The sequence below is a fragment of the Teichococcus aerophilus genome (assembly GCF_014490485.1).
GTDB classification, from domain to species: Bacteria; Pseudomonadota; Alphaproteobacteria; order Acetobacterales; family Acetobacteraceae; genus Pseudoroseomonas; species Pseudoroseomonas aerophila.
Genome location: NZ_JACTVA010000001.1, coordinates 94,224 through 113,743 on the forward strand (window position 1 = coordinate 94,224; position 19,520 = coordinate 113,743).

Below are 19,520 nucleotides of genomic sequence, written 5' to 3' on the forward strand. Positions count from 1 at the left end.
GCCCCGCGAATCGCGCCATTGGCGGAAAGGCCGGCGCGTGTCCCGCCTCCGGCTGCCTAGGCCCGGAACTGCGCCAGCAGGTCGGGCGCGCCCATCTGCCCGCCCTTGAGCATGATCTCGACGCCGTGCAGCGCCGGGTCGTCGCTATGGCCGTGGCACAGCGCGACGCCGGGGGCGATCGTCCCCGCGTGGGACAGGCCCCACAGATCCAGCGCCTGGACGCCGATGCTGGAGGTATCGCCGCCCGCGATGCCCAGGCGCCGTACCGGCCGCTCACGCATGGCGGCGGCAAGCAGCCGGGCGGTTGCCGCCGCGGCCTCGCCCGGGGGCAGGGGGGTGTCGCGCGGGGTCTCTGTCAGCAGCAGGACGTCCTGGCCGGCATCCAGCAGCCGGCCGGCCTCCCGCACCAGGGCCTGGATCGCGCCGGCATCCGCGGCCAGCCGCGCCGGGTCTAAGGTCAGGTGGCGGTAGCCCGAGGCCGCCTCCACCTGCGCGCGGGTGACGGGCGACAGGCTACCCGCCAGCACCAGCACCGGCCCGGGCTTCGGGCCCAGCGCCGGGCGGCCGGGCAGCCTGGCCCGGTCGGCGCACCAGGCCTGCGCCACGCTGCTCGGCCCCACCGCCAGCAGCGGGGCCCGCGCCGCCTGCCGGCGCAGCAGCGCGCCGATCGCGGCCAGGTCATCCTCGCGGCTGACATCCATCAGCACGGCCTGCGGGGCAGATTCCAGCAACCGCTCCAGCGCCTGCTCCAGCGCCGCCCCGTCCTGCTGGTAGGCGGGATAGGGCAGGTGCGCGGCGGTGAGCCCCTGGGCCGCCAGATGCAGCCGCAGGTCCGCCTCCCCCATAGGAGTCACGGGATGGCGGCTCATGGTCGGGTGGCGGTCTATGCGGTGCACGGCGCCGCCGGTGCCGGCGGCGGCGAACAGGTTGGCGAACAGCAGATAGCGGCCGAGGTTCGGCTGGCCGCCAATGACCGGCCGGAAGCCGTGCGGGAAGCCGGGCGCCAGTGCCGCCATGGCGGCAGCGAGATTGCCGACCTGCGGCGCGCTGTCGAAGGTCGAGCAGCATTTGTAGTGCATCAGCCGCACGCCGAGCGCCCGGAAGAAGGCGCCCGCCGGCCGCAGCGCCGCCGCCATGGCGTCCGGCGCCATGGTGCGGGTTGCACCGGCGATGCCCACCGCATCCAGCGCCCCGGCGCGTTCCAGCCGTGCCGCATCGGGCAGGCCGAGGAACAACAATGCGCGCATTCCGCGGGCGGCGAGTTCCGCCAGCGTGTCCGTCGCGCCGGTGAAATCGTCCCCGAACCAGCCGTATTCAGGCGCGGTCATCGGCCACCGAAGAAGCCGAGCGCCTCGCGCAGTGCCGGATGCCCGGCGGCGGCCCGTTCCAGCGGCTCGCCGCGCGCCGTGGCGTCCCAGGCCTCGCGGATGCTGGCAACGCCGGCGGCGGGGCCGGACGGATGCGCCATGATGCCGCCGCCCGCCATGAACAGCAGGTCCTCATGTCCGATGGCGGCGAAGGTGGCGGGCGCCGTGCCGGCCCACTGGCCGGAGGAGAAGGCGGGCATCACCCGGTCGTCCACCTCGCCCGCGAGCGGCGTGACGCAGTCATGGGCCGATTCGACGACCTCGCTGTCCTCCTGGGCGAACTTCCCTTGCAGGCCGTGCACGTGCATGTGGTCCACGCCCGCCAGCCGCCACAGCACCTGGTAGGCCTGGAAGCCGATGCCGAGCAACGCGTGCCGCGACATCGCGCCATAGCCGTTGCGGTGGCCGTGCAGCGCCAGGTCGGTGGAGCGGCGCAGCGTCTCGATGCCGGAAAAGCCGCACCAGTTCAGGCTGGCCATGACGCAGGAGCCGCCTTCGCGCGCCACCAGGTCGGCGTGCCGGCGCATGGCGTCCGTCTCATCGGTGATGTTGAAGGCGACCATGACGTGCTTGCCGGTACGGTCCTGGTGCCGGCGCACCGCCGCCATCACCGCGGGGACGCGCTCGCGCAACGGTGCGTGGTCCGGGTCGGCGTTGATCTCGTCGTCCTTGATGAAGTCGAGGCCCGCGTCGCACAGCCGGCCGACCAGCTCCGCGGTCTCGGCGGCACTCAGCCCTACATTCGGCTTGATGATGGAGCCGACCAGCACACCCTGCGGCACGCCCGCCAGCCGCCGCGTGCCGGCCAGCCCCTGCGCCGGCATGGCGAAGCGGCGGCGATAGGGGGGTGGCAGGTCGATCCGCTCCAGCCGCATGCCGGTGACCTCGCCCAGGTCGAACAGGTTGCCGGCGACGATGGAGGCCAGCGCCGGCAGGTTGGCGCCCACATTGGCCACGGGGAAGTCCAGCACGATGCGGGCGCGCTGCCAGGGGCCCGGCACGCCGCGCCGCTCCAGCCAGGCGTTGGAGAGGGACGGCGCCTCCGCCGCTTCCAGCCGCTCGACCGAGACGACGGTCGCGCGGGCGCGCTCGCGCAGCGCGTCCGTCTCGCCTTCCACGCGGGTGAAGGTGCCGCAGGACTGCTCGCCCGCCATGACCTCCGCCACCTTGGCGGGGTCCAGCGGCGTCTCGATCAGGTAGGTCGCCTGGAAGCGGTCGTCGCGCATCGGTTCAGAGCTTCGACAGGTCGGGGAAGGGGCGCACCGGGTCGCTGCCGTCCCAGCCCTCGGACGCCTCGCGGATCAGGCGGAACATCTCGCCCTTGGGCCCCGCAACCTCGGACAGCTCGATCACCGTGCCCGGGTGATAGTAGGTGTCGAAATACACGAAGCGGCCGCGCGTGCCGACCTCGCCGCTCATCACCGGCTTGAAGCCCTCGGCGGTCAGGCGCGCCAGGTCCGCATCATAGTCGCTGGTCCAGTAGGCGACATGCTGTAGCCCGCTATGCCCGGCGTCGGTGAAGTCCTTGTACATGGACGGCACCGCGTTGCGGCACTGGATCAGCTCCACCTGCAAGGCGCCGGAATTGGCCAGCGCCACCGAGTTGTGCGGCTCGTAGCTCTCGCCCTTGTAGCGGTAGTTCTCGATGGGCACGCGCGGGTTGTAGAAAAAGGGCCCGACGCCCAGCTCGCGGGTCCAGTAATCCATGGCGGCCTCGATATCGGGCACCACGTAGCCAAGCTGGCGAATCTCGCCGAAGAAGCGACTCATCGTTCGTGTCTCGCTTGCGGAAGGAGGAAACGGCTTAGAGGAAGCCGATGGAGAACCAGGGAATGGCGGCGACCAGCACCAGCCCGACCAGCAGCGCGGCCATGTAGCCCCAGATGTAGCGGAGCCCCTCGTCCGGGTTGACCTTGCTGGTGGCGCAGGCACCGTAGTAGCCAACCCCGAAGGGCGGCGCGAAAAGCCCGATGCCCATCGCGAAGATCACCACCATCGCATAGTGCACTTCGTGCACCCCCGCCGCCTTGGCCAGCGGGAAGACCAGCGGGCCGAACAGCACGATGGCGGGAATGCCTTCCAGCACCGAGCCGAGGATGATGAAGGCGACGATGGACACCGCCAGGAAGCCATAGGCGCCGCCGGGGATGGCGCCCATCATGCGTGCCAGGCTCTGGCTGAAGCCGGATTGCGTCAGGCCCCAGGCCATCGCCGTCGCGCAGCCGACGATGAAAATGATGGCGCCGGTCAGCGCCGCGGTATCCGCCAGCATGGGGCCAAGGCGCCGCCAGTCGAACTGCCGGTATACGAACAGCCCCATCAGCGTGGCGTAGCCGATGCCGATGGTGGAGACCTCGGTCGCGGTCGCGACGCCTTCCACCACCGCCGCGCGGATGATGAAGGGCAGCGCGATGGCCGGCAGCGCCACGATGGCCAACCGCCCCACCTGCGGCCAGGACGGCCTGGTGACGTGGCTGAGGTCCTCGTGCCGGTAGCGGCGCCAGACCACGAAGCAGAGGCAGGCGCCCAGCACCAGCGCCGGCACCATGCCGCCGGTGAACAGCGCCGCGATGGACACGCCGGTGACGGAGCCAATGGTGATCAGCACGATCGACGGCGGGATGGTCTCGGTCTGCGCCCCGGTGGCGGACAGCAGCGCCACCAGGTCACCCGGCTTGGCACCGCGCGCCTTCATTTCCGGGAACAGCACCGGGGCCACCGCCGCCATGTCGGCGATCTTGGAGCCGGAAATGCCGGAGACCAGGTACATCGCGCCGATCAGCACGTAGGACAGGCCGCCGCGCACATGGCCGAGCAGGCCTGCCAGCACGCCGATCATGGCGCGCGCCATGCCCGTCATCTCGATCAGCGCGCCGAGGAAGACGAACAGCGGCACCGCCAGCAGGATGAGGTGCGACATTCCCTCGTCCAGCCGCCCCACCACCACCAGCAGTGGCGTGGAGGTGGTGCAGGCGAGATAGGCGAAGGTGGCGAGCGCGAAGGAGAAGGCGATGGGCACGCCGGCGAAGACGTTCACCGCCACCAGGCCGACGAAGAAGATGATGAGGTTCACTTGCCCCAGCGGCTTCAGCGTCGGCCCCAGCAGCCAGAAGGCCAGCACGGTGCCCGCCGTCAGCGCCACCGCCAGCAGCACGGCCAGCGGCTGTCCGAGACGCAGCAGGCGCACCAGCCCCACCGGGATCATCAGCGCCAGGCCGACCGGCAGCGCCGAGGCGCGCCAGGCGTTGCTGATTTCCAGCGCCGGCGTGACGATGAAGGATTCTTCGCTGGCGTATTCCATCGCGTGGTGCAGCACCAGCAACACGAAGGCGAGCGAGGCGGTCAGCGCCAGCGCCTCCAGCACCGCGCGGGTGCCGGGGCCGACGCGGCTGACCAGCCCGGTCATCCGCATGTGCTCGCCCCGCCGCAGCGCCACCACGGCGCCGAGCATGGACAGCCACAGGAAGAGGATGGAGGCCAGCTCATCGGTCCAGATGATCGGCGCGTGGAACACGTAGCGCGCGGTGACGCCGGCGCCGAGGATCAGGATCTCGGCCAGCACCAGGGCCGCGGCGGTGGCTTCCAGCACGCCGCCCAGCGCGCGGTCGAAGCCGAAGGCGGCGCGCGCGAGCATGCCGCTGGGCAGCGCCACGGGATCGACGGCGGTGAGCTGGCCGGCCATGGTGCGGTCCTCAGGCCAGCTTGCCGACGGCGTTTTCGAGCAGGCCCCAGGCCTCGTCGCCGAAGCGCGTTTTCCATTCGCCGTAGAAGCCGGCAGCACGCAGCTTCGCGCGGAAGCTGTCCGGGTCCGTGCGGTTGAAGGCCAGGCCCTTGGATTGCAGGTCGGCCTGCACGGTGGCATTCAGCCCCGCGATGTCGCCGCGCTGGGCGAGTCCGGCCTCGTTGATGGCGTTGGACACGATCGCCTGCAGGTCCGCCGGCACACCGCGCCACACGCGGCCGCTGGCGATGAACCAGTAGCCGTCCCAGATGTGGTTGGTCAGCGCACAGCTCTTCTGCACTTCGTAGAGCTTGGCGACCTGGATGATCGGCAGCGGGTTTTCCTGCGCGTCGACGATCTTGGTCTGGAGCGCCGAATAGACCTCGCTGAATTGCAGGCTGGCCGGGGAGGCGCCGAGGCCGCGGAACATCGAGATCGACAGGGGGGAGACCGGTACGCGGATCTTCAGCCCGTCCATCGCGGCGGCGTCGGTGATGGCGCGGCCGCTGGTGGTCATCTGGCGGAAGCCGTTGTCCCACATCTTCTCGAAGGCGTGCAGGTTGACCTTGCTGATCGCCTGCCGCACCGCGGCGCCGACCCCGCCATCCATCGCCTTCCAGACCTGGTCGTAGTCCGCGAAGGCGAAGCCCACCGCGTTGATGGCGGCCACAGGTACCAGCGTGGCGATGACCAGCGCGGAGGGGGTGAAGAAGGTGATGCCGCCGCTGCGCACCTGCGACAGCATGTCGGTATCGCCGCCGAGCTGGTTGTTGGGGAAGATCTTGATGTCCACGCGGCCGTTGGTCTCACGCGCGATGCGCTCGACCGCCTCCTGCGCGCGGATGTGCAGCGGGTGGGTTACGGGCAGGTTGTGCCCGTATTTCCACTCGAACTCCGCCGCGCGGGCGAGGCGCGGCGTGGCGAGCAGGGCTGCCGGAATGCCGGCGGCGAGGCCGAGTGCTGCCCGGCGGGTGATGATCGTCATGTCCTGAACCTCCCCTCATTTTTTGATATGATTTGATGCGTTTTGAGGTGACCCCACGCTATATGCATCAAATATGCAGCGTCAAACCCGTTTTCTGATGGATTCTGATGGATAAGCCCCTGGCTCGGATGCGCGTGGCCGATGTGGCGCGGGAGGCCGGCGTTTCGACCGCGACGGTGGACCGCGTGCTGCACGGCCGTACCGGCGTGCGCGCCATGACGGTGGAACGCGTGGTGCGCGCGGCGGCGGCTCTCGGCTACATCCTGGACAGCAGCCCCTACATCGCGCAGGCGCGGCGGCCACAGCGGCTGGTGTTCCTGCTGCCGGAAGGCTCCAACCGCTTCCTCGCCATGCTCGGGCAGCTGGTGACGGAGACGCGGGCGCGGTTCGAGGCTTTCGGCTTCACCGCCCGGGTGGAGTTCATCCGCTCCTTCAACCCGGCGCTGCTGGCGCGCGCGTTGCGCGATGCGGGGCGGGAGGCCGATGGCGTCGCGTTCATGGCGCTGGAACATCCGGCGGTGCGGGAAGCGGTGGATGCGCTGGCGGAAGCCGGTACGCCCACCGTGACGCTGATCTCCGACATCGCCAACACGCGGCGCGCAGCCTATGTCGGGTTGGACAACCGCTCCACCGGCCGGACTGCCGGCTCCCTGATGGCGCGCTTCATCGGCCCCCGCCCCGCCAAGGTGGCGATGATCGCCGGCAGCCTCAGCTACCGCGCGCATGAGGAGCGGGAGATGGGCTTCCTGCACCTGTTCACCGAGCTATTCCCGTCCATCGAGGTGCTGGGGCTGCGCGAAGGCCATGACGACGAGGCGGAGAATTACCGCCAGGCCAAGACGCTGCTGATGCGCCACCCGGACCTGGCGGGCCTGTACAATATCGGCGGTGCCGCGGCCGGCATCGCCCGCGCTTTGCGGGAGGCGCGGCGGGACCAGGATGTGGTGTTCATCGGCCACGGCCTGACGCCGGATACCCGCGCCCTGCTGATCGACGGCACGATGGACGTGGTGATCACGCAGAACCCGCGCGCCCTGCTGATGGATTGCGCGGCGATCTTCGACAACATCCGCGCCGGCAACGCCCCCGACCTGAATATTGGCCGGCCCGTCGGGGAAATTATCCTGCGGGAGAACCTGCCGTGAGGCCTGGGCGGTCGGCCGCCTTTCGCCGTTGATCGTGGGAGGGCACCCAAAAGGCCGCCTCGGGGATCATGGCGGCGTCCGGAGGATGGGCAGGCGGCCGGGACCTCCGGGCCGTTCCGGAACCACCCTGCCGGGCCAGCGCCGCAGCACGCTTACGGTTGCGGGGTGTAGCGTGCGGTGCAATACAGAGGCCGGGTGTTCGTTCCGATCCGGACGGGCAGGGTTAATCGTTGGTCGGGCCGCCAGCGTGGACACACCTGTCGACAGGCCCATTGATGGTTCAGCACCCGCACGCCCGCCCCAACGTCTTTCGCCGTTTTCTGGATGGCCAGTCCTCCGGTGGCCTGGTCCTGATGGCCGTGGCGCTGCTCGCCATCGTCACCGCCAACTCGCCGGTGTCCGGCAGCTATTTCGGCGCGCTCCACGCCTATATCGGCCCGCTCAGCCTCCAGCATTGGATCAATGATGCGCTGATGGCCGTCTTCTTCCTGATGGTCGGGCTGGAGATCAAGCGGGAGATGCTGGACGGCCAGCTCTCCACCTGGGGGCGGCGCGTCTTGCCGGGCGTCGCGGCGGCTGGCGGCATGCTGGCGCCGGCGCTGATCTATGTTGCCTTCAATAGCGGCGATCCGGCGGCACTGCGCGGCTGGGCCATTCCCGCCGCCACGGATATCGCCTTCGCGCTGGGCGTCTTGTCGTTGCTGGGGCCGCGTGTCCCTGTCTCGCTCAAGGTGTTCCTGGCGGCGCTGGCCATCATCGACGATTTGGGCGCCGTGGTCATCATCGCGATCTTCTACACCAGCGACCTTTCGTTGCCGGACCTGGCGGGCGCGGCGGCGCTGCTGGTGGTGCTGATGGCGCTGAACCGGCGGGGCGTGCGCAGCCTGCTGCCCTACATGGCGCTGGGCGCGGTGCTGTGGGTGCTGATGCTACGCTCGGGTGTGCATGCGACCCTGGCGGGCGTGCTGCTGGCGCTGACCATCCCGATCCGCCTGACGCCCGGGAAGCCGGAAGCCGCGCCGGTCGATTCGCCGCTGCACCGGCTGGAGCATGCGCTGCATCTGCCCGTGGCCTTCTTGGTGGTGCCGATCTTCGGCTTCGCCAATGCCGGCGTGTCCTTCTCCGGCGTCAGCGCATCGGTGCTGACGGAGCCGTTGACGCTCGGCGTGGCCGGCGGGCTGGTGCTGGGCAAGGTGCTGGGCGTGTTCGGCGCGGCGGCCGTGATGGTCCGGCTCGGTGCCGCGGACCTGCCGGCGGGTGCCAGCTGGGGGCAGATGTTCGGTGTGTCGCTGCTTTGCGGCATCGGCTTCACCATGAGTCTGTTCATCGGCCTGCTGGCCTTCGACGCGCCCGCGATGCAGGACCGCGTCAAGTTCGGCATCCTGGCCGGCTCCCTGGTCGCCGGGGTGGCCGGGTATGCCGTGCTGCGGATGAGCCGGCGCGAAGGCAAGGCGCCGGGGACCGCCGCGAGCTGATGTGGGCGGGGAGGGGCATGTCCCCTCCCCAACGTCCGGCGGAACGTCCTTTCGGCTGGCGGCCCGACCGAGGCGGCCGCCGCTAACTGAACAGATGCGGCAGGCCGCCGAGGCGTTGCGTGAGGTCCAGGGCCGCCGTCCGCACCGCTGCCTGGTGCGAAGGGTGGCTGCGGGTGGTCGGCATGATCAGCGTCAGCGCACCCACCAGTTGCCCGGCGGCGTCGAAGACCGGGGCGGAGGCGCCCGCCAGGTCCGGCACCCGGTCGGCGCTGATCATCACGGATTTGTCCCGGCGGATACGGTCGTAGATCTCGCCCTCCGCGCCGCTGAAGGCCATCAGCACGCGCCCGCCGGAGCCGCGGTCCAGCGGGAACAGGTCCCCAACCCGGCCGTGATCGCGCAGGGGCTGGGGCGAGTCGACCCGGTAAAGGCACAGCCGCTGCTCGCCCTGGCGCACATGCAGCGCAGCGCTCTCCCGCGTCTCCGCGCTCAGGCGGCGGAGCACGGGCATCACCGCTTCCCCCAGGTTGAACGACGCAGCATGGACTGCGTGCAGGCGGCTGACCTCGTTGCCCAGCGCGTAGCCCTGGCCCTGCTTCCGCAGGAACCCGGCATGCACCAGCGAGGCCAGCAGCCGCAGCGCCGTGCTTTTGACCAGCCCGGTCCGGGCCGCGAGTTCCGCGAGGCCCAGCACGCTATCCCCCGCGCCGAACGCCTTGAGCAGCATCAGCGCCCGGTCGACGGCCGCGACGCCGCCATCGGCGGCGGGCTGGGGCAGCTGGCGGGACTGGTAACGCGGCATGGCGAGGCTCCTCGGCCACCTTTCCGGTTGACAGGACACGGCAAGGCTTATTCTATCAATAGAAATAGCGTTCTATTAGATAGAATTGCAAGACGCCGATGGGCAGGAGGGAAACAAGGCCGATGGATGTCCTGGTCAGCGAAGTCGGCCCGCGCGACGGCCTGCAAAGCATCAGCCGCACCATGCCCACCACCGCCAAGCAGCGCTGGGTACGCGCCCTGGCCGCCGCTGGCCTGCGGGAGATCGAGGTCGGCTCCTTCGTCCACCCCAAGCTGCTGCCGCAGATGGCCGATGCGGCGGAGGTGGTGCGGGACGCCATCCAGATCCCCGGCCTGACCGTGCTGGCGCTGGCCCCCAACATGAAGGGGGTGATGCGGGCGGTGGAGGCCGGGACGCGCAAGATCACCATGCCGGTCTCGGCGTCCCACCTGCACAGCCTCGCCAATATCCGCATGAGCTGCGACGAGGCGATCGAGGAAGTGGCGCGGGTCTGTGCCTGGCGCGACAGCCTGCCGGAGGCGCAGCGGCCGGAGATCGAGATCGGTATCTCCACCGCCTTCGGCTGCACCATCCAGGGTGTGGTGGAGGAGGACTGGGTATTCACCATGGCGGCGCGGCTGGCGCGGGCGGGGGCGGACAGCATCGGCCTCTCGGACGGCGTGGGCTATGCAAACCCGGCGCAGGTGAAGCGCATGTTCACCCGCCTGCGCGCCGAGCTGGGGGAGCGCGCGGGCGGCGCGCACCTGCACAACACGCGCGGCCAGGGCCTGGCCAATGTCGCCGCGGCGCTGGAGGCGGGGGTGACGACCTTCGACTCCTCGCAGGGCGGCATCGGCGGCTGCCCTTACTCGCCAGGGGCGACCGGCAACATCGTCACCGAGGACCTAGTCTGGATGCTGGAGGCCATGGGCCTCGACACCGGCATCGACCTCGACCTGCTGGCCGAGGCGCGGCGCGTGTTGGCCGAGGGCCTGCCGGGCGAGGCGCTGTACGGCTATCTGCCGGATGTCGGTACGGAGAAGGGGTTCCGCTACGCCCGGCGTGGCGAGGCGCCGGAAGGCACCGGCCGCGCGCGCGGCAGCGCCGCCTGCCAGCCCGCCGATTCAGTGGCGGCAGCCGGATAACCGGCCCGCGCAGAAGACAGGCCAGCGACCCCGGCAGAGGGCGCGGCGGGAGGAGGAGAACGGACATGATTGCGAAGGCACCCTGGCGGCGAGGAATGTGGCTGCTGGCCGGCCTGGCCGCGTTGGCCACGCCTCTCTCGGCACGGGCGGCGGACCTGCCGAACAAGCCGATCAAGCTGGTGGTGATCGCATCCGCCGGCGGGCCGACCGATCTGGTGGCGCGGCTGCTGGCCGATGGGCTCAGCCGGCGCCTGCCGCAGCGCGTCCTGGTGGAGAACCGCACCGGCGCGGGCGGCAATATCGCCGCCTCCGCCGTGGCGCATGCGGAGGCGGATGGCGCCACGCTGCTGTTCACCAACACCAGCCACGCGGTGAACCGGGTGCTCTACAACAACCTGGATTACGACCCGGTGGCGGACCTGGTGCCGGTGACGGTGGTGGCGGAAAGCCCGATGGTGCTGCTGGTGCCGCCCAACTCGCCGGACCGCAGCGTCGCGGACCTGGTGGCGCGGGCGAAGCGGGAGCCGGGGCGGCTGCGCTATGCCAGTGCCGGCAATGGCGGCGCTTTGCAGTTGGTCAGCCTGCTGTTCCTCCGCGCCGCGGGCGTGAAGATGGAGGAAGTGGCCTATCGCGGCAGCGCCCCCGCCGTGCTGGATATCGCCGCCGGGCGCATCGACATGCTCTACGACGCCGGCATCACCGCCTTCGCCAGCGCGCAGGGTGGGCAGGCGCGGGCGCTGGTGGTCTCCGCCCCGAACCGCAGCCCCGTCGCGCCCGATGTGCCCACCGTGGCCGAGGCCGGCCTGCCGGACGCGACCTTCAGCGTCTGGCAGGTGATGATGGCCCCGGCGCGCACGCCGCCCGCCGTCATCACCACCCTCCAATCCGCCACGGCGGCGGTGCTGGCGGAGGATGCGGTGCGCCGGCAACTCGCCACGCTCGGCGTCGACCGCATCGTTGGCAACAATCCGGCCGAGGCGCGGGATTACGTGGCGGCGGAAGTGGCACGCTGGGAAGGCGTGCTGCGCGAAGCCGGGGTTTCCGTGCAGTGATGGGCCTGTTTCCGCTGCCGGTCATCACCGACACCACCGTGCTGACCGAGATGCCGCCGGCGCTGCGGCGGACGGTGGTCAGCGAGTGGTCGCGCGCCAACAAGCGCGGGCAGGCGGTGGAGAGCTTCATCGAAGGCCCATGCTACGACGCGCGCGGGCGGCTGCATGTCACGGATATCCCGCATGGCCGCATCTTCCGCATCGACGCGGGGGAGTGGCACTGCATCGCCGAGTATGACGGCGAGCCCAACGGCCTGGCCCTGGCGCCGGATGGCCGCCTCTACATCGCCGACTACAAGAACGGCATCCTGGCGCTCGATGGCGAGAGCGGGCGGATCGAGCCCATCCTGACCCGCTGCAACAGCGAGCGGTTCAAGGGCGTCAACGACCTGACCTTCGCCACGAATGGCGACCTGTTCTTCACCGACCAGGGCCAGACCGGGCTGCATGACCCGACCGGCCGGGTGTTCCGCCTGACACGGGACGGGCGCCTGGATTGCCTGATCGGCAACGGCCCCAGCCCCAACGGTCTCGCCCTCTCGCCAGAGGAGGATATTCTCTACGTCGCCATGACGCGTGACAACGCGGTGTGGCGCGTGCCGCTGCTGCCGCAGGGCGGCACGGCCAAGGTGCACCGCTTCGCATTCTTCCATGGCGCGACGGGGCCGGACGGCATGGCGGTGGATGCACGGGGCAACCTGCTGATCGCGCATGCCGGGCTGGGCCATGTGCTGGTGCTGGGCGGGCAGGGCCAGCTCATCGCCGCGCTGCGCTCCTGCCGGGGCAGCTTCACCACCAATGTGGCGTTCCGCCCGGAAGGCGGCGTCGTGATAACCGATTCCACCACGGGAACCATCCTCCAGGCGGCGTGGGACCACCCCGCCGCCCAGACCAGTGAGAGAGCAGCATGAGCGATTTGCCGGAGAGCGTCGACATCACCGAGGAAGGCCCGCGCGAGGGCTTCCAGATCGAGCCAGGCCCTATCAGCACGGAACGCAAGATCGCGCTGATCGACGCACTCTCCGCCACCGGGCTGAAGCGCATCCAGGTGGCGTCCTTCGTCAATCCGAAGATGGTACCGGGCTGGGCGGATGCGGAAGCGGTGGTGGCGGGCTTCACGCCTCGCGAGGGCGTCGAGTACATCGCGCTCTGGTTCAACCCGGCCGGGCTGCAGCGTACTCTGGCGTTCAAGGACCGGCTGACGGTGAAAGGCTCCATCACCGTCAGTGCTTCCGAGGCGTTCTCGCTGAAGAACCTCAACCGCGACCATGCCGGGCAGATAGAGGCCATGCGCAAGCACGTGGCCGCGCACCAGGCGGCGGGCGTGCCGGTCAACCGCATCAGCCTGATGGCGGCCTTCGGCTGCAATTTCTCCGGCGATGTCACCGTGGCCCAGTCGCTCGCCGCGCTCGCGGGCGCCATGGCGCTGGCCAAGGAGACGGGCTGCACCATCGAGAAGATCGCCATCGCGGATTCCATGGGCTGGGCCAATCCGGCACAGGTGGAACGCGTGGTAGGCGCGGTGCGGGAACGCTACCCGGACCAGCGCATCGGGCTGCACCTGCATGACACGCGCGGCATGGCGGTGGCCTGCGCCCATGCCGGGCTGCGCCTCGGCGTGCGGGAATACGATGCCACGGCGGGCGGCCTTGGCGGTTGCCCCTTCGCGGCGCATCCCGGCGCGCCGGGCAACATCGCCACGGAGGAACTGGTGTTTTTGTGTGAGGAGCTGGGCGTGCGCACCGGCGTCGATGTCGAGGCATTGCTGGCGGCCTCCGCCCTGGCGGAGGAGATCGTCGGCCACGCCCTGCCAAGCGCCATGCTGCGCGGCGGCGGGCTGGGTTCCTACCGTGCCCGGGCACGCGCGGCATGAACACCGAACGCGACCCGTTGCCGCTGGACGGCATCCGCATCGTCGAATTCTCCCACATGGTCATGGGGCCGAGCTGCGGCATGGTACTGGCCGACCTGGGTGCCGAGGTCATCAAGGTCGAGCCACCGGGCGTGGGGGACCGCACCCGCGTGCTGACCAATTCCGGCACCGGCTTCTTCGCCGCCTTCTCCCGCAACAAGAAGAGCGTGCAGGTCGATATCAAGGACAAGGAGGAACTGGCAGCGTTGCTGCGGCTGATCGACACCGCCGACGTGCTGATCGAGAATTTCCGCCCGGGTGGGCTGGAGGCGCAGGGGCTGGGCTATGCCGCGCTGTCCGCCCGCAATCCGCGGCTGGTCTATTGCTCGTTGAAGGGCTTCCTGACCGGGCCTTACGAGAACCGCACGGCGCTGGACGAGGTGGTGCAGATGATGACCGGCCTGGCCTACATGACCGGGCCGGAGGGGCGGCCGCTGCGGGCGGGTGCGCCGGTCAACGACATGATGGGAGGCCTGTTCGGCTCCGTCGCCATCATGGCGGCGCTGCGGCAGCGGGAGATGACGGGGCGCGGCCAGCATGTGCAGTCCGGCCTGTTCGAGACCTCGGCCTACCTCGTCTCCACCCACATGCTGCAGGAGGCTATCTCGGGCAAGGAGCCGCTGCCGATGCCGTCGGGCAAGCGGGCCTGGGGCGTCTACGATGTGTTCGAATCCAGCGACGGCGTGCAATTGTTCATCGGCGTGGTGACGGACCGGCAGTGGCAGATCTTCACCGAGCGGCTGAACGAGCCGGAACTGGGCGATGCGCGTTGGGCCAGCAACACGCTGCGCTCCCAGGGGCGGCCGGAGCTGATACCGCTGGTGGGGCGGCTATTGCGCAAGCACAGCATCGCGGAGCTGGAGGCGATGTGCGAGGAAGCGGGCCTGCCCTTCGCGCGCATCACCAAGCCCTGGGACCTGTTCGAGGACCCGCATATGCGCCACGCGGGCGGGCTGGTACCGTTGACCCTGCCCGATGGCATGGAAACCGCGACGCCGGCCCTGCCGATCCAGTTCGGCGATGCCCGCCTCGGCAAGCGGAGCGACCCGCCGCAGGCGGGGGCGCATACCCAGGAGATCCTCGGCCCGTTCAGGAAGGTTGCTGACGCCGCCGAATAGTTCGCGTGCCTGCAGAAGCCATCAACGACCCGCCGGGCATGAACCGGCGGGCGCAGGGAGAGCACAGGGATGACCATCAACCTCAGCCGGCGCGGCCTGATCGGCGCCGGGGCCGCCTTGGCGGCGCCGTTCCTGGCCGGGCAGGCCCGCGCGGCCACGTGGCCGGACCGGCCGCTGCGCCTTATCATTCCCTATCCGCCGGCGGGTGGCACCGACGCCATCTCGCGCGAGGTGGCGCACCGCATCACCGAGATCGCGGGCTGGACGGTGGTGACGGAGAACCGCTCCGGCGCCGGCGGCAATATCGGGTTGGACCTCGTCGCCAAGTCGGACCCGGATGGCTACACGATCGGGATGGGGCAGACGGCGAACCTCGCCATCAACCCCAGCCTCTATCCATCCATGCCCTTCAACCCGTTGCGAGACCTGGCGCCGATTTCCACCGTGGCGCAGCAGCCGAACCTGCTGATCGTCCGCAAGGAGGCGCCATGGCAAGACCTGGCAGCGCTGGTGGCCGATGCGCGCAAGCGGCCGGGCGTGCTGAATGTCGGCCATTCCGGCGCGGGGACGACCGGGCATCTCTCCGGCGAGATGTTCGCCGTGCAGGCGGGGATCGAGATGGTGGTGGTGCCCTATGTCGGTGCCGCGCCGGTGCTGACGGACCTCCTCGCCGGACGGATCGACCTGTTCTTCGCCAACCCGCTGGCATCGCGCGGCGTGCTGGAGGCGGGCTCGGTGCGCGTGCTGGCGGTGACATCGCCGCAGCGGATGCGCGCCATGCCCTCCGTGCCCACCGTCGCCGAGCTGGGATTCCCGGGCTACGAGGCGGTGAACTGGACCGGGCTGGTGGCGCCCGCCAACACGCCGCCCGCGCAGATCATGGCGCTGAACAAGGTGATCCGGCAGGTGCTGCAGCACCCGGCCGTCGTCGCCCGGCTGGCGACCGAGGGCAGCGAGCCCCTCGGCTCGACGCCCGAGGATTTCGCCACCTTCCTGCGGGCCGAGAACATCAAGTGGGCCAAGGTGGTGAAGGAAGCCAAGGTCGTCGTGACCTGAGCCGGGTGGGGGAGCGCCGATGCGCGTTCCCCCACCGCGACCGCCGGCGCAATGCGACGGATGGCGTCAGCGGGGCTTGATCTCGACCGCCAGGACTTCCTCGTCGGCCCGTGCCTGATAGCTGAGGCGGGCCTGCCCCGCATTCACCGAACGCAGCAGGCCGACGCCGATGATCAGGCTTTCATCCACGGTGCGCTGCATCAGTTCGCGCAGTTGCTGCCCGCGCGAGGCATCGTCCAGCGTCGCGCGCGCGCGCTGGATCAGCGCATCCGTCTCCGGCGTCCCGAGCCCGGTGAAATTCAGCGTCCCAAGGCCCGGCACCACGCCCGCCGAGTGCAACTGCGAGCCGAGCAGATACGAGGTCTCGCCGGTCAAGGACCCGAAGCCGGTGACGAAGGCGCCGTATTCGCGCTTGTTGCGGCGGGTCAGGAACGTGGCCTGCGGCACGATCTCGACCGTGGTGCGGATACCGATGCGCGTCCAGGCGGCGGCCATGGCCTGGCAGATCCTCGGCGTGCGGCTTGGCGAGCAGAACAGGTTCAGGCCGAAGCCCTGCGGATAGCCGGCCTCGGCCAGCAGCGCCTTGGCGGCGTTCGGGTCCGCGGCCGGGACCGTGCGGTCAGGGATGGCGCCGAAGATGAAGGGCGGCGCCGGCTGGTCGGTCGGGTCGGCATAGCCTTCCATGATCTGGCGCGCGATCCCGTCCCGGTTCAGGGCGAGGGACATGGCACGGCGGACGCGGACATCCCGCATCGGGTTGCGGCCCTCTGCCTCGACGCCCGGCGGGTTCGGCCGCTCCACGTCCAGGTACAGGTTGGCGGCGTAGACGGAGGGGCCGTCGAACAGCGCGAAGCGGCGGTCGCCCTTGATGCGCGGCGCGTCCTGCAACGGAACGTTGTTGATGAAATCGACATCGCCCGCCAGCAGCGCGGCGACGCGGGCGCTGTCCACCGGGATCGGCACCAGGCTGGCCGTTTCCCACGGCACGGTGCCGCCCCACCAGGCCTCGTTGCGGCGCATCACCAGCGGCGCGCTGGTGGACCAGCTGGTGACGCGGAAGGGCCCGGTGCCGATGGCGGCCGCGCCGCTGTTGAACTCGGCATTGCCCTTCTCCGCAACCGAGCGGGGCACGATGGAGATCTGCGTCAGGTTGGTCGGCAGGATCGGTAGCGGGCCGCTGGTGCGGATGCGCAGCGTCAGGTCGTCCACCACCTCCACGCCCGCCACGCCGGCCAGGTAGATGGTGTACGGGTTCGGGTTGCCCGGCACGTTCGGCACGCGCTGGAAGGAGGCCGCGACATCCGCCGAGGTCAGCGGCGCGCCATCGTGGAAGCGGACGCCGGGGCGCAGCTTGAACTCCCAGGTGGTGTCGTCCACCACGCGCCAGGACTGCGCCAGCCCGGGCTTGAGCTGCATCTGCGCATCGCGCGTGACCAGCGTCTCGTAGATGTTGCGCAGGGCGCCGGTGTTGGACAGGTTGAGCAGCCAGTGCGGGTCCAGCGTGCTGGGTGGCGCCTGGATGCCGATGCGCAGGTCCTGCGCCATGGCCGGTGCGGATAGCAGCATGGACAGGCCCAGGGCCAGTCTCGGCAGCAGCTTCATGCCATCATTTCCTTGTTCATGGCGCCGGTCTCCTCGCATCGTGCCTCTGCCGTCCGGTCAATAGAGCTGGCCGGGGGCGAGGATGTTGCGCATGTCGTCCGGCCGCCGGTCGAGCCAGCACAGCAGGTTCTCACGGAAGATCGCCGCGATGCGCGCATTTTCACGCGCGACAGTGCTGGCGGAATGTGGGCTGATCAGCACGTTGGGCATGGCCCAGAGCGGGTCCTCCGGCGGCAGCGGCTCGGGGTCCGTCACGTCCAGCGCGGCGAAGCCGACTTGCCCGGCGGTCAGCGCCGCGCGCAGCGCCGAGTGATCCACAACGGGGCCGCGGCCGATATTCACGAAGGCCGCGCCTGGCCGCATGGCGGCGAAGGCGGCGGCGCCGAACATCCCCTCCGTCTCCGGCGTATGCGGCACGGTGATCACCACCGCATCCGCCGCCGCCAGCTGTTCCAGCAGGTCGGAGACCGGGGCGATCTGGTCGAACAGCCCGGCATGGGACCGCTCCAGCCCCGGGCGGCGGGCCAGGGCGACGACGCGCATGTCCAGCGCCTTGCCGATGCGGGCGCAGCCGCGCGCCAGGTCGCCGGCGCCGACCAGCAGCAGGGTGCGGCCGGCCAGATCCTCCCCGCAATAGCGTACCCAGCGACGTGCCGCCTGTTCCTGCCGCAGGTGGTCCAGGCCACGGACATGCTGCAGCAGCGCCATGAACACCCATTCGGCCAGCGGCCCGGCATGCACGCCGCGCGCGGTGGTGACGGTGACGCCCCGCTCCGCCAGGCGCAGCTTCTCCGCCAGCGGGCCGACGCCGGTGCTCGTCGCCTGGATCCAGCGCAGCTTCGGCATGGTGTCCAGCAACTCGGCCGGCGGGAAGTCCCACAGGATGTCGGCCCGGGCCAGCAGCGCACGCCACGCCTGCTCCTGCGCCGCATCACGCGTGAAGGGCGCCCCCTTGTGGTCGGCGGTGTAGCGGACCGGCGGCAGCAGGGCGGGCTCGTGCAGCACCTCCAGGCGGTCCGGTGCGATCTGTCGCAGGGCGGCGACGTGCTCCGCCTCCACCGGGCTGGCAATGACGATGGTCTGCCGCTCGCTCATGCCGCCACCTCCGCCTGACGGCCGCGGCAGAGGGGCAGAACCGTCCGGCTGAGGGTGTGCGGGGCCGGGGGTGTCACCGCCGTGCAGCGGCGGCGTGGGGCAAATGTCTCGGCCATGGCTGATTCCTTCGTCATCGCGGCGTGCGATCCGCGCCCGCATAGTCTGCCTGGCCGTGGGGCTACGGAAGGGGCGCGCAGCGCCAATTCTTCCCACTATGTGGAAGGAAGCACCGTGGCGGAGATGGGCGGCATGGCTCAACTGCCGCAGGCGGCGGCGACCTCCCGCGCGGTGCGCTGCATCTCGGCGATCAGACGGTCCGGCCGGCCGGCATCGATGCCGGGGCCGACCAGGCCGAGCGAAAGTTCCTCCCGCCCCGCCGCCGCCGGGATGACGAGGCCGAGGGCGTGGACGCCGGGATGGCGGAAGCTCTCCGTCACGGCGAAGCCGTCCTGGCGTGCCCGATCCAGCCGGCGGCGCAGCAGGTCCGGCGCATGGCGATGGAAGCGGCGGTAGCGGCGGTCATTGGCCTGCAGCAGTTCCTCGGCCTTTCCGGCCTCCATGCTCGCCAGCAGGGCGATGCCGCCGGCGCCGATGCCGATGGGCAGGCGCGTGCCGACCGCGCCCCGGATGGTGATGCCAGGGTCCGGGCAGGACACCCGCTTCAGGTAGATGGTTTCCCACGCGCTGCGCTGATTGAGCGCGGCGATGGTACCGGTGCGGGCGACGAGGGCGCGCAGCGGTTCCTCCGCCGCCGCGTGGCGGTCCATTCGCACGGCGGAGACGAGGCCGAGCTCGAACATTTGCGGGCCCAGCATGTAGCGCTTGCTGTCCAGCTTCTGCAGGAAGCCTTCCTCGACCAGGCAGGCGAGCAGGCGATGCGCCGTCGATGTCTCCAGCCCGGTGCGGCTGACCAACTCTGTCAGCCGGAGCCCGGCCTCGTCGGCTGAGCCGAGCTCCCTCAACAGAGCCAGGGCGCGCCGCAGGCTGGCTGTGCCCTCCTGGCGCGGAGGGCACGATAGGTTCTTGGGCATTATCGCGACCCGTGGGCGTATGGGACGAACCACCC

General features: G+C 70.4%; 17 protein-coding genes. 8 read left to right on the top strand and 9 right to left on the bottom strand.

Annotated features, from left to right (window positions below; all coding sequences use genetic code 11):
• Positions 1 to 56: 56 nt before the first annotated feature.
• The 5 genes from IBL26_RS00385 to IBL26_RS00405 are packed head-to-tail and all read right to left on the bottom strand — an operon-like array spanning position 57 to position 6,073.
• Complete coding sequence (locus IBL26_RS00385) at positions 57 to 1,328, bottom strand: four-carbon acid sugar kinase family protein (protein WP_187782453.1); 1,272 nt, start codon at positions 1,326 to 1,328, stop codon at positions 57 to 59.
• Positions 1,325 to 2,593 (bottom strand): ribulose-bisphosphate carboxylase large subunit family protein, encoded by a 1,269-nt coding sequence (locus IBL26_RS00390; RefSeq protein WP_187782454.1) that lies wholly within the window; start codon positions 2,591 to 2,593, stop codon positions 1,325 to 1,327. The genes IBL26_RS00385 and IBL26_RS00390 overlap by 4 nt, the downstream gene beginning before the upstream one ends.
• A 4-nt stretch (positions 2,594 to 2,597) precedes the next feature.
• A complete protein-coding gene (locus IBL26_RS00395) occupies positions 2,598 to 3,137 on the bottom strand; it encodes a VOC family protein (RefSeq protein ID WP_187782455.1) in 540 nt (179 codons plus the stop codon).
• Between the two features lie 34 nt (positions 3,138 to 3,171).
• Positions 3,172 to 5,049 (bottom strand): TRAP transporter large permease, encoded by a 1,878-nt coding sequence (locus tag IBL26_RS00400; RefSeq protein ID WP_187782456.1) that lies wholly within the window; start codon positions 5,047 to 5,049, stop codon positions 3,172 to 3,174.
• A 10-nt stretch (positions 5,050 to 5,059) separates the two neighbouring features.
• On the bottom strand, positions 5,060 to 6,073 hold the full coding sequence (locus IBL26_RS00405) for a TRAP transporter substrate-binding protein (protein WP_187782457.1): 1,014 nt from the start codon (positions 6,071 to 6,073) through the stop codon (positions 5,060 to 5,062).
• Between the two features lie 107 nt (positions 6,074 to 6,180).
• On the opposite strand from IBL26_RS00405, the gene IBL26_RS00410 reads away from it, so the two are divergent.
• Both IBL26_RS00410 and nhaA read left to right on the top strand, forming a co-directional pair.
• The gene (locus IBL26_RS00410; RefSeq protein WP_187782458.1) at positions 6,181 to 7,218 is read left to right on the top strand and encodes a LacI family DNA-binding transcriptional regulator; all 1,038 of its coding nucleotides are present in this window, start codon (positions 6,181 to 6,183) and stop codon (positions 7,216 to 7,218) included.
• A 275-nt stretch (positions 7,219 to 7,493) separates the two neighbouring features.
• On the top strand, positions 7,494 to 8,693 hold the full coding sequence (gene nhaA / locus IBL26_RS00415) for a Na+/H+ antiporter NhaA (RefSeq protein WP_187782459.1): 1,200 nt from the start codon (positions 7,494 to 7,496) through the stop codon (positions 8,691 to 8,693).
• 82 nt (positions 8,694 to 8,775) lie between these two features.
• Here the strand turns inward: nhaA and IBL26_RS00420 are convergent, their stop codons facing one another.
• Positions 8,776 to 9,495, bottom strand: coding sequence for an IclR family transcriptional regulator (locus tag IBL26_RS00420; RefSeq protein WP_187782460.1), 720 nt, complete (start codon positions 9,493 to 9,495; stop codon positions 8,776 to 8,778).
• A 122-nt stretch (positions 9,496 to 9,617) separates the two neighbouring features.
• Here IBL26_RS00420 and IBL26_RS00425 point away from each other — a divergent pair, with 122 nt between their 5' ends.
• From IBL26_RS00425 to IBL26_RS00450, 6 genes are all read left to right on the top strand, one after another.
• Entirely contained in the window at positions 9,618 to 10,619 is a 1,002-nt protein-coding gene (locus IBL26_RS00425) for a hydroxymethylglutaryl-CoA lyase (RefSeq protein ID WP_187782461.1), read from the top strand.
• A gap of 65 nt (positions 10,620 to 10,684) precedes the next feature.
• A complete protein-coding gene (locus IBL26_RS00430; RefSeq protein WP_187782462.1) occupies positions 10,685 to 11,671 on the top strand; it encodes a Bug family tripartite tricarboxylate transporter substrate binding protein in 987 nt (328 codons plus the stop codon).
• The gene (locus IBL26_RS00435) at positions 11,671 to 12,582 is read left to right on the top strand and encodes an SMP-30/gluconolactonase/LRE family protein (protein ID WP_187782463.1); all 912 of its coding nucleotides are present in this window, start codon (positions 11,671 to 11,673) and stop codon (positions 12,580 to 12,582) included. The genes IBL26_RS00430 and IBL26_RS00435 overlap by 1 nt, the downstream gene beginning before the upstream one ends.
• Positions 12,579 to 13,544, top strand: a complete 966-nt coding sequence (locus IBL26_RS00440; RefSeq protein WP_187782464.1) for a hydroxymethylglutaryl-CoA lyase — start codon at positions 12,579 to 12,581, stop codon at positions 13,542 to 13,544. The genes IBL26_RS00435 and IBL26_RS00440 overlap by 4 nt, the downstream gene beginning before the upstream one ends.
• Complete coding sequence (locus IBL26_RS00445; RefSeq protein WP_187782465.1) at positions 13,541 to 14,701, top strand: CaiB/BaiF CoA transferase family protein; 1,161 nt, start codon at positions 13,541 to 13,543, stop codon at positions 14,699 to 14,701. The genes IBL26_RS00440 and IBL26_RS00445 overlap by 4 nt, the downstream gene beginning before the upstream one ends.
• 69 nt (positions 14,702 to 14,770) lie before the next feature.
• Positions 14,771 to 15,757 carry a Bug family tripartite tricarboxylate transporter substrate binding protein gene (locus IBL26_RS00450; protein ID WP_187782466.1) on the top strand — a complete coding sequence of 329 codons (987 nt, stop codon included), beginning with the start codon at positions 14,771 to 14,773 and terminating at the stop codon, positions 15,755 to 15,757.
• Between the two features lie 66 nt (positions 15,758 to 15,823).
• On the opposite strand, the gene IBL26_RS00455 is transcribed toward IBL26_RS00450, so the two are convergent.
• From IBL26_RS00455 to IBL26_RS00465, 3 genes are all read right to left on the bottom strand, one after another.
• Complete coding sequence (locus IBL26_RS00455; protein WP_187782467.1) at positions 15,824 to 17,359, bottom strand: ABC transporter substrate-binding protein; 1,536 nt, start codon at positions 17,357 to 17,359, stop codon at positions 15,824 to 15,826.
• A gap of 57 nt (positions 17,360 to 17,416) precedes the next feature.
• The gene (locus IBL26_RS00460) at positions 17,417 to 18,454 is read right to left on the bottom strand and encodes a D-2-hydroxyacid dehydrogenase (RefSeq protein ID WP_187782468.1); all 1,038 of its coding nucleotides are present in this window, start codon (positions 18,452 to 18,454) and stop codon (positions 17,417 to 17,419) included.
• Between the two features lie 254 nt (positions 18,455 to 18,708).
• A complete protein-coding gene (locus tag IBL26_RS00465) occupies positions 18,709 to 19,485 on the bottom strand; it encodes an IclR family transcriptional regulator (RefSeq protein WP_241748814.1) in 777 nt (258 codons plus the stop codon).
• Positions 19,486 to 19,520 lie beyond the last annotated feature (35 nt).

Coding starts and splice junctions, on each gene's coding strand:
- IBL26_RS00430 (WP_187782462.1), top strand. CDS start 10,685: ATGATTGCGAAGGCACCCTGGCGGCGAGGAATGTGGCTGCTGGCCGGC.
- IBL26_RS00390 (WP_187782454.1), bottom strand. CDS start 2,593: ATGCGCGACGACCGCTTCCAGGCGACCTACCTGATCGAGACGCCGCTG.
- IBL26_RS00435 (WP_187782463.1), top strand. CDS start 11,671: ATGGGCCTGTTTCCGCTGCCGGTCATCACCGACACCACCGTGCTGACC.
- IBL26_RS00400 (WP_187782456.1), bottom strand. CDS start 5,049: ATGGCCGGCCAGCTCACCGCCGTCGATCCCGTGGCGCTGCCCAGCGGC.
- IBL26_RS00445 (WP_187782465.1), top strand. CDS start 13,541: ATGAACACCGAACGCGACCCGTTGCCGCTGGACGGCATCCGCATCGTC.
- IBL26_RS00450 (WP_187782466.1), top strand. CDS start 14,771: ATGACCATCAACCTCAGCCGGCGCGGCCTGATCGGCGCCGGGGCCGCC.
- IBL26_RS00440 (WP_187782464.1), top strand. CDS start 12,579: ATGAGCGATTTGCCGGAGAGCGTCGACATCACCGAGGAAGGCCCGCGC.
- IBL26_RS00385 (WP_187782453.1), bottom strand. CDS start 1,328: ATGACCGCGCCTGAATACGGCTGGTTCGGGGACGATTTCACCGGCGCG.
- IBL26_RS00395 (WP_187782455.1), bottom strand. CDS start 3,137: ATGAGTCGCTTCTTCGGCGAGATTCGCCAGCTTGGCTACGTGGTGCCC.
- IBL26_RS00410 (WP_187782458.1), top strand. CDS start 6,181: ATGGATAAGCCCCTGGCTCGGATGCGCGTGGCCGATGTGGCGCGGGAG.
- IBL26_RS00465 (WP_241748814.1), bottom strand. CDS start 19,485: ATGCCCAAGAACCTATCGTGCCCTCCGCGCCAGGAGGGCACAGCCAGC.
- IBL26_RS00425 (WP_187782461.1), top strand. CDS start 9,618: ATGGATGTCCTGGTCAGCGAAGTCGGCCCGCGCGACGGCCTGCAAAGC.
- nhaA (WP_187782459.1), top strand. CDS start 7,494: ATGGTTCAGCACCCGCACGCCCGCCCCAACGTCTTTCGCCGTTTTCTG.
- IBL26_RS00455 (WP_187782467.1), bottom strand. CDS start 17,359: ATGAAGCTGCTGCCGAGACTGGCCCTGGGCCTGTCCATGCTGCTATCC.
- IBL26_RS00420 (WP_187782460.1), bottom strand. CDS start 9,495: ATGCCGCGTTACCAGTCCCGCCAGCTGCCCCAGCCCGCCGCCGATGGC.
- IBL26_RS00405 (WP_187782457.1), bottom strand. CDS start 6,073: ATGACGATCATCACCCGCCGGGCAGCACTCGGCCTCGCCGCCGGCATT.
- IBL26_RS00460 (WP_187782468.1), bottom strand. CDS start 18,454: ATGAGCGAGCGGCAGACCATCGTCATTGCCAGCCCGGTGGAGGCGGAG.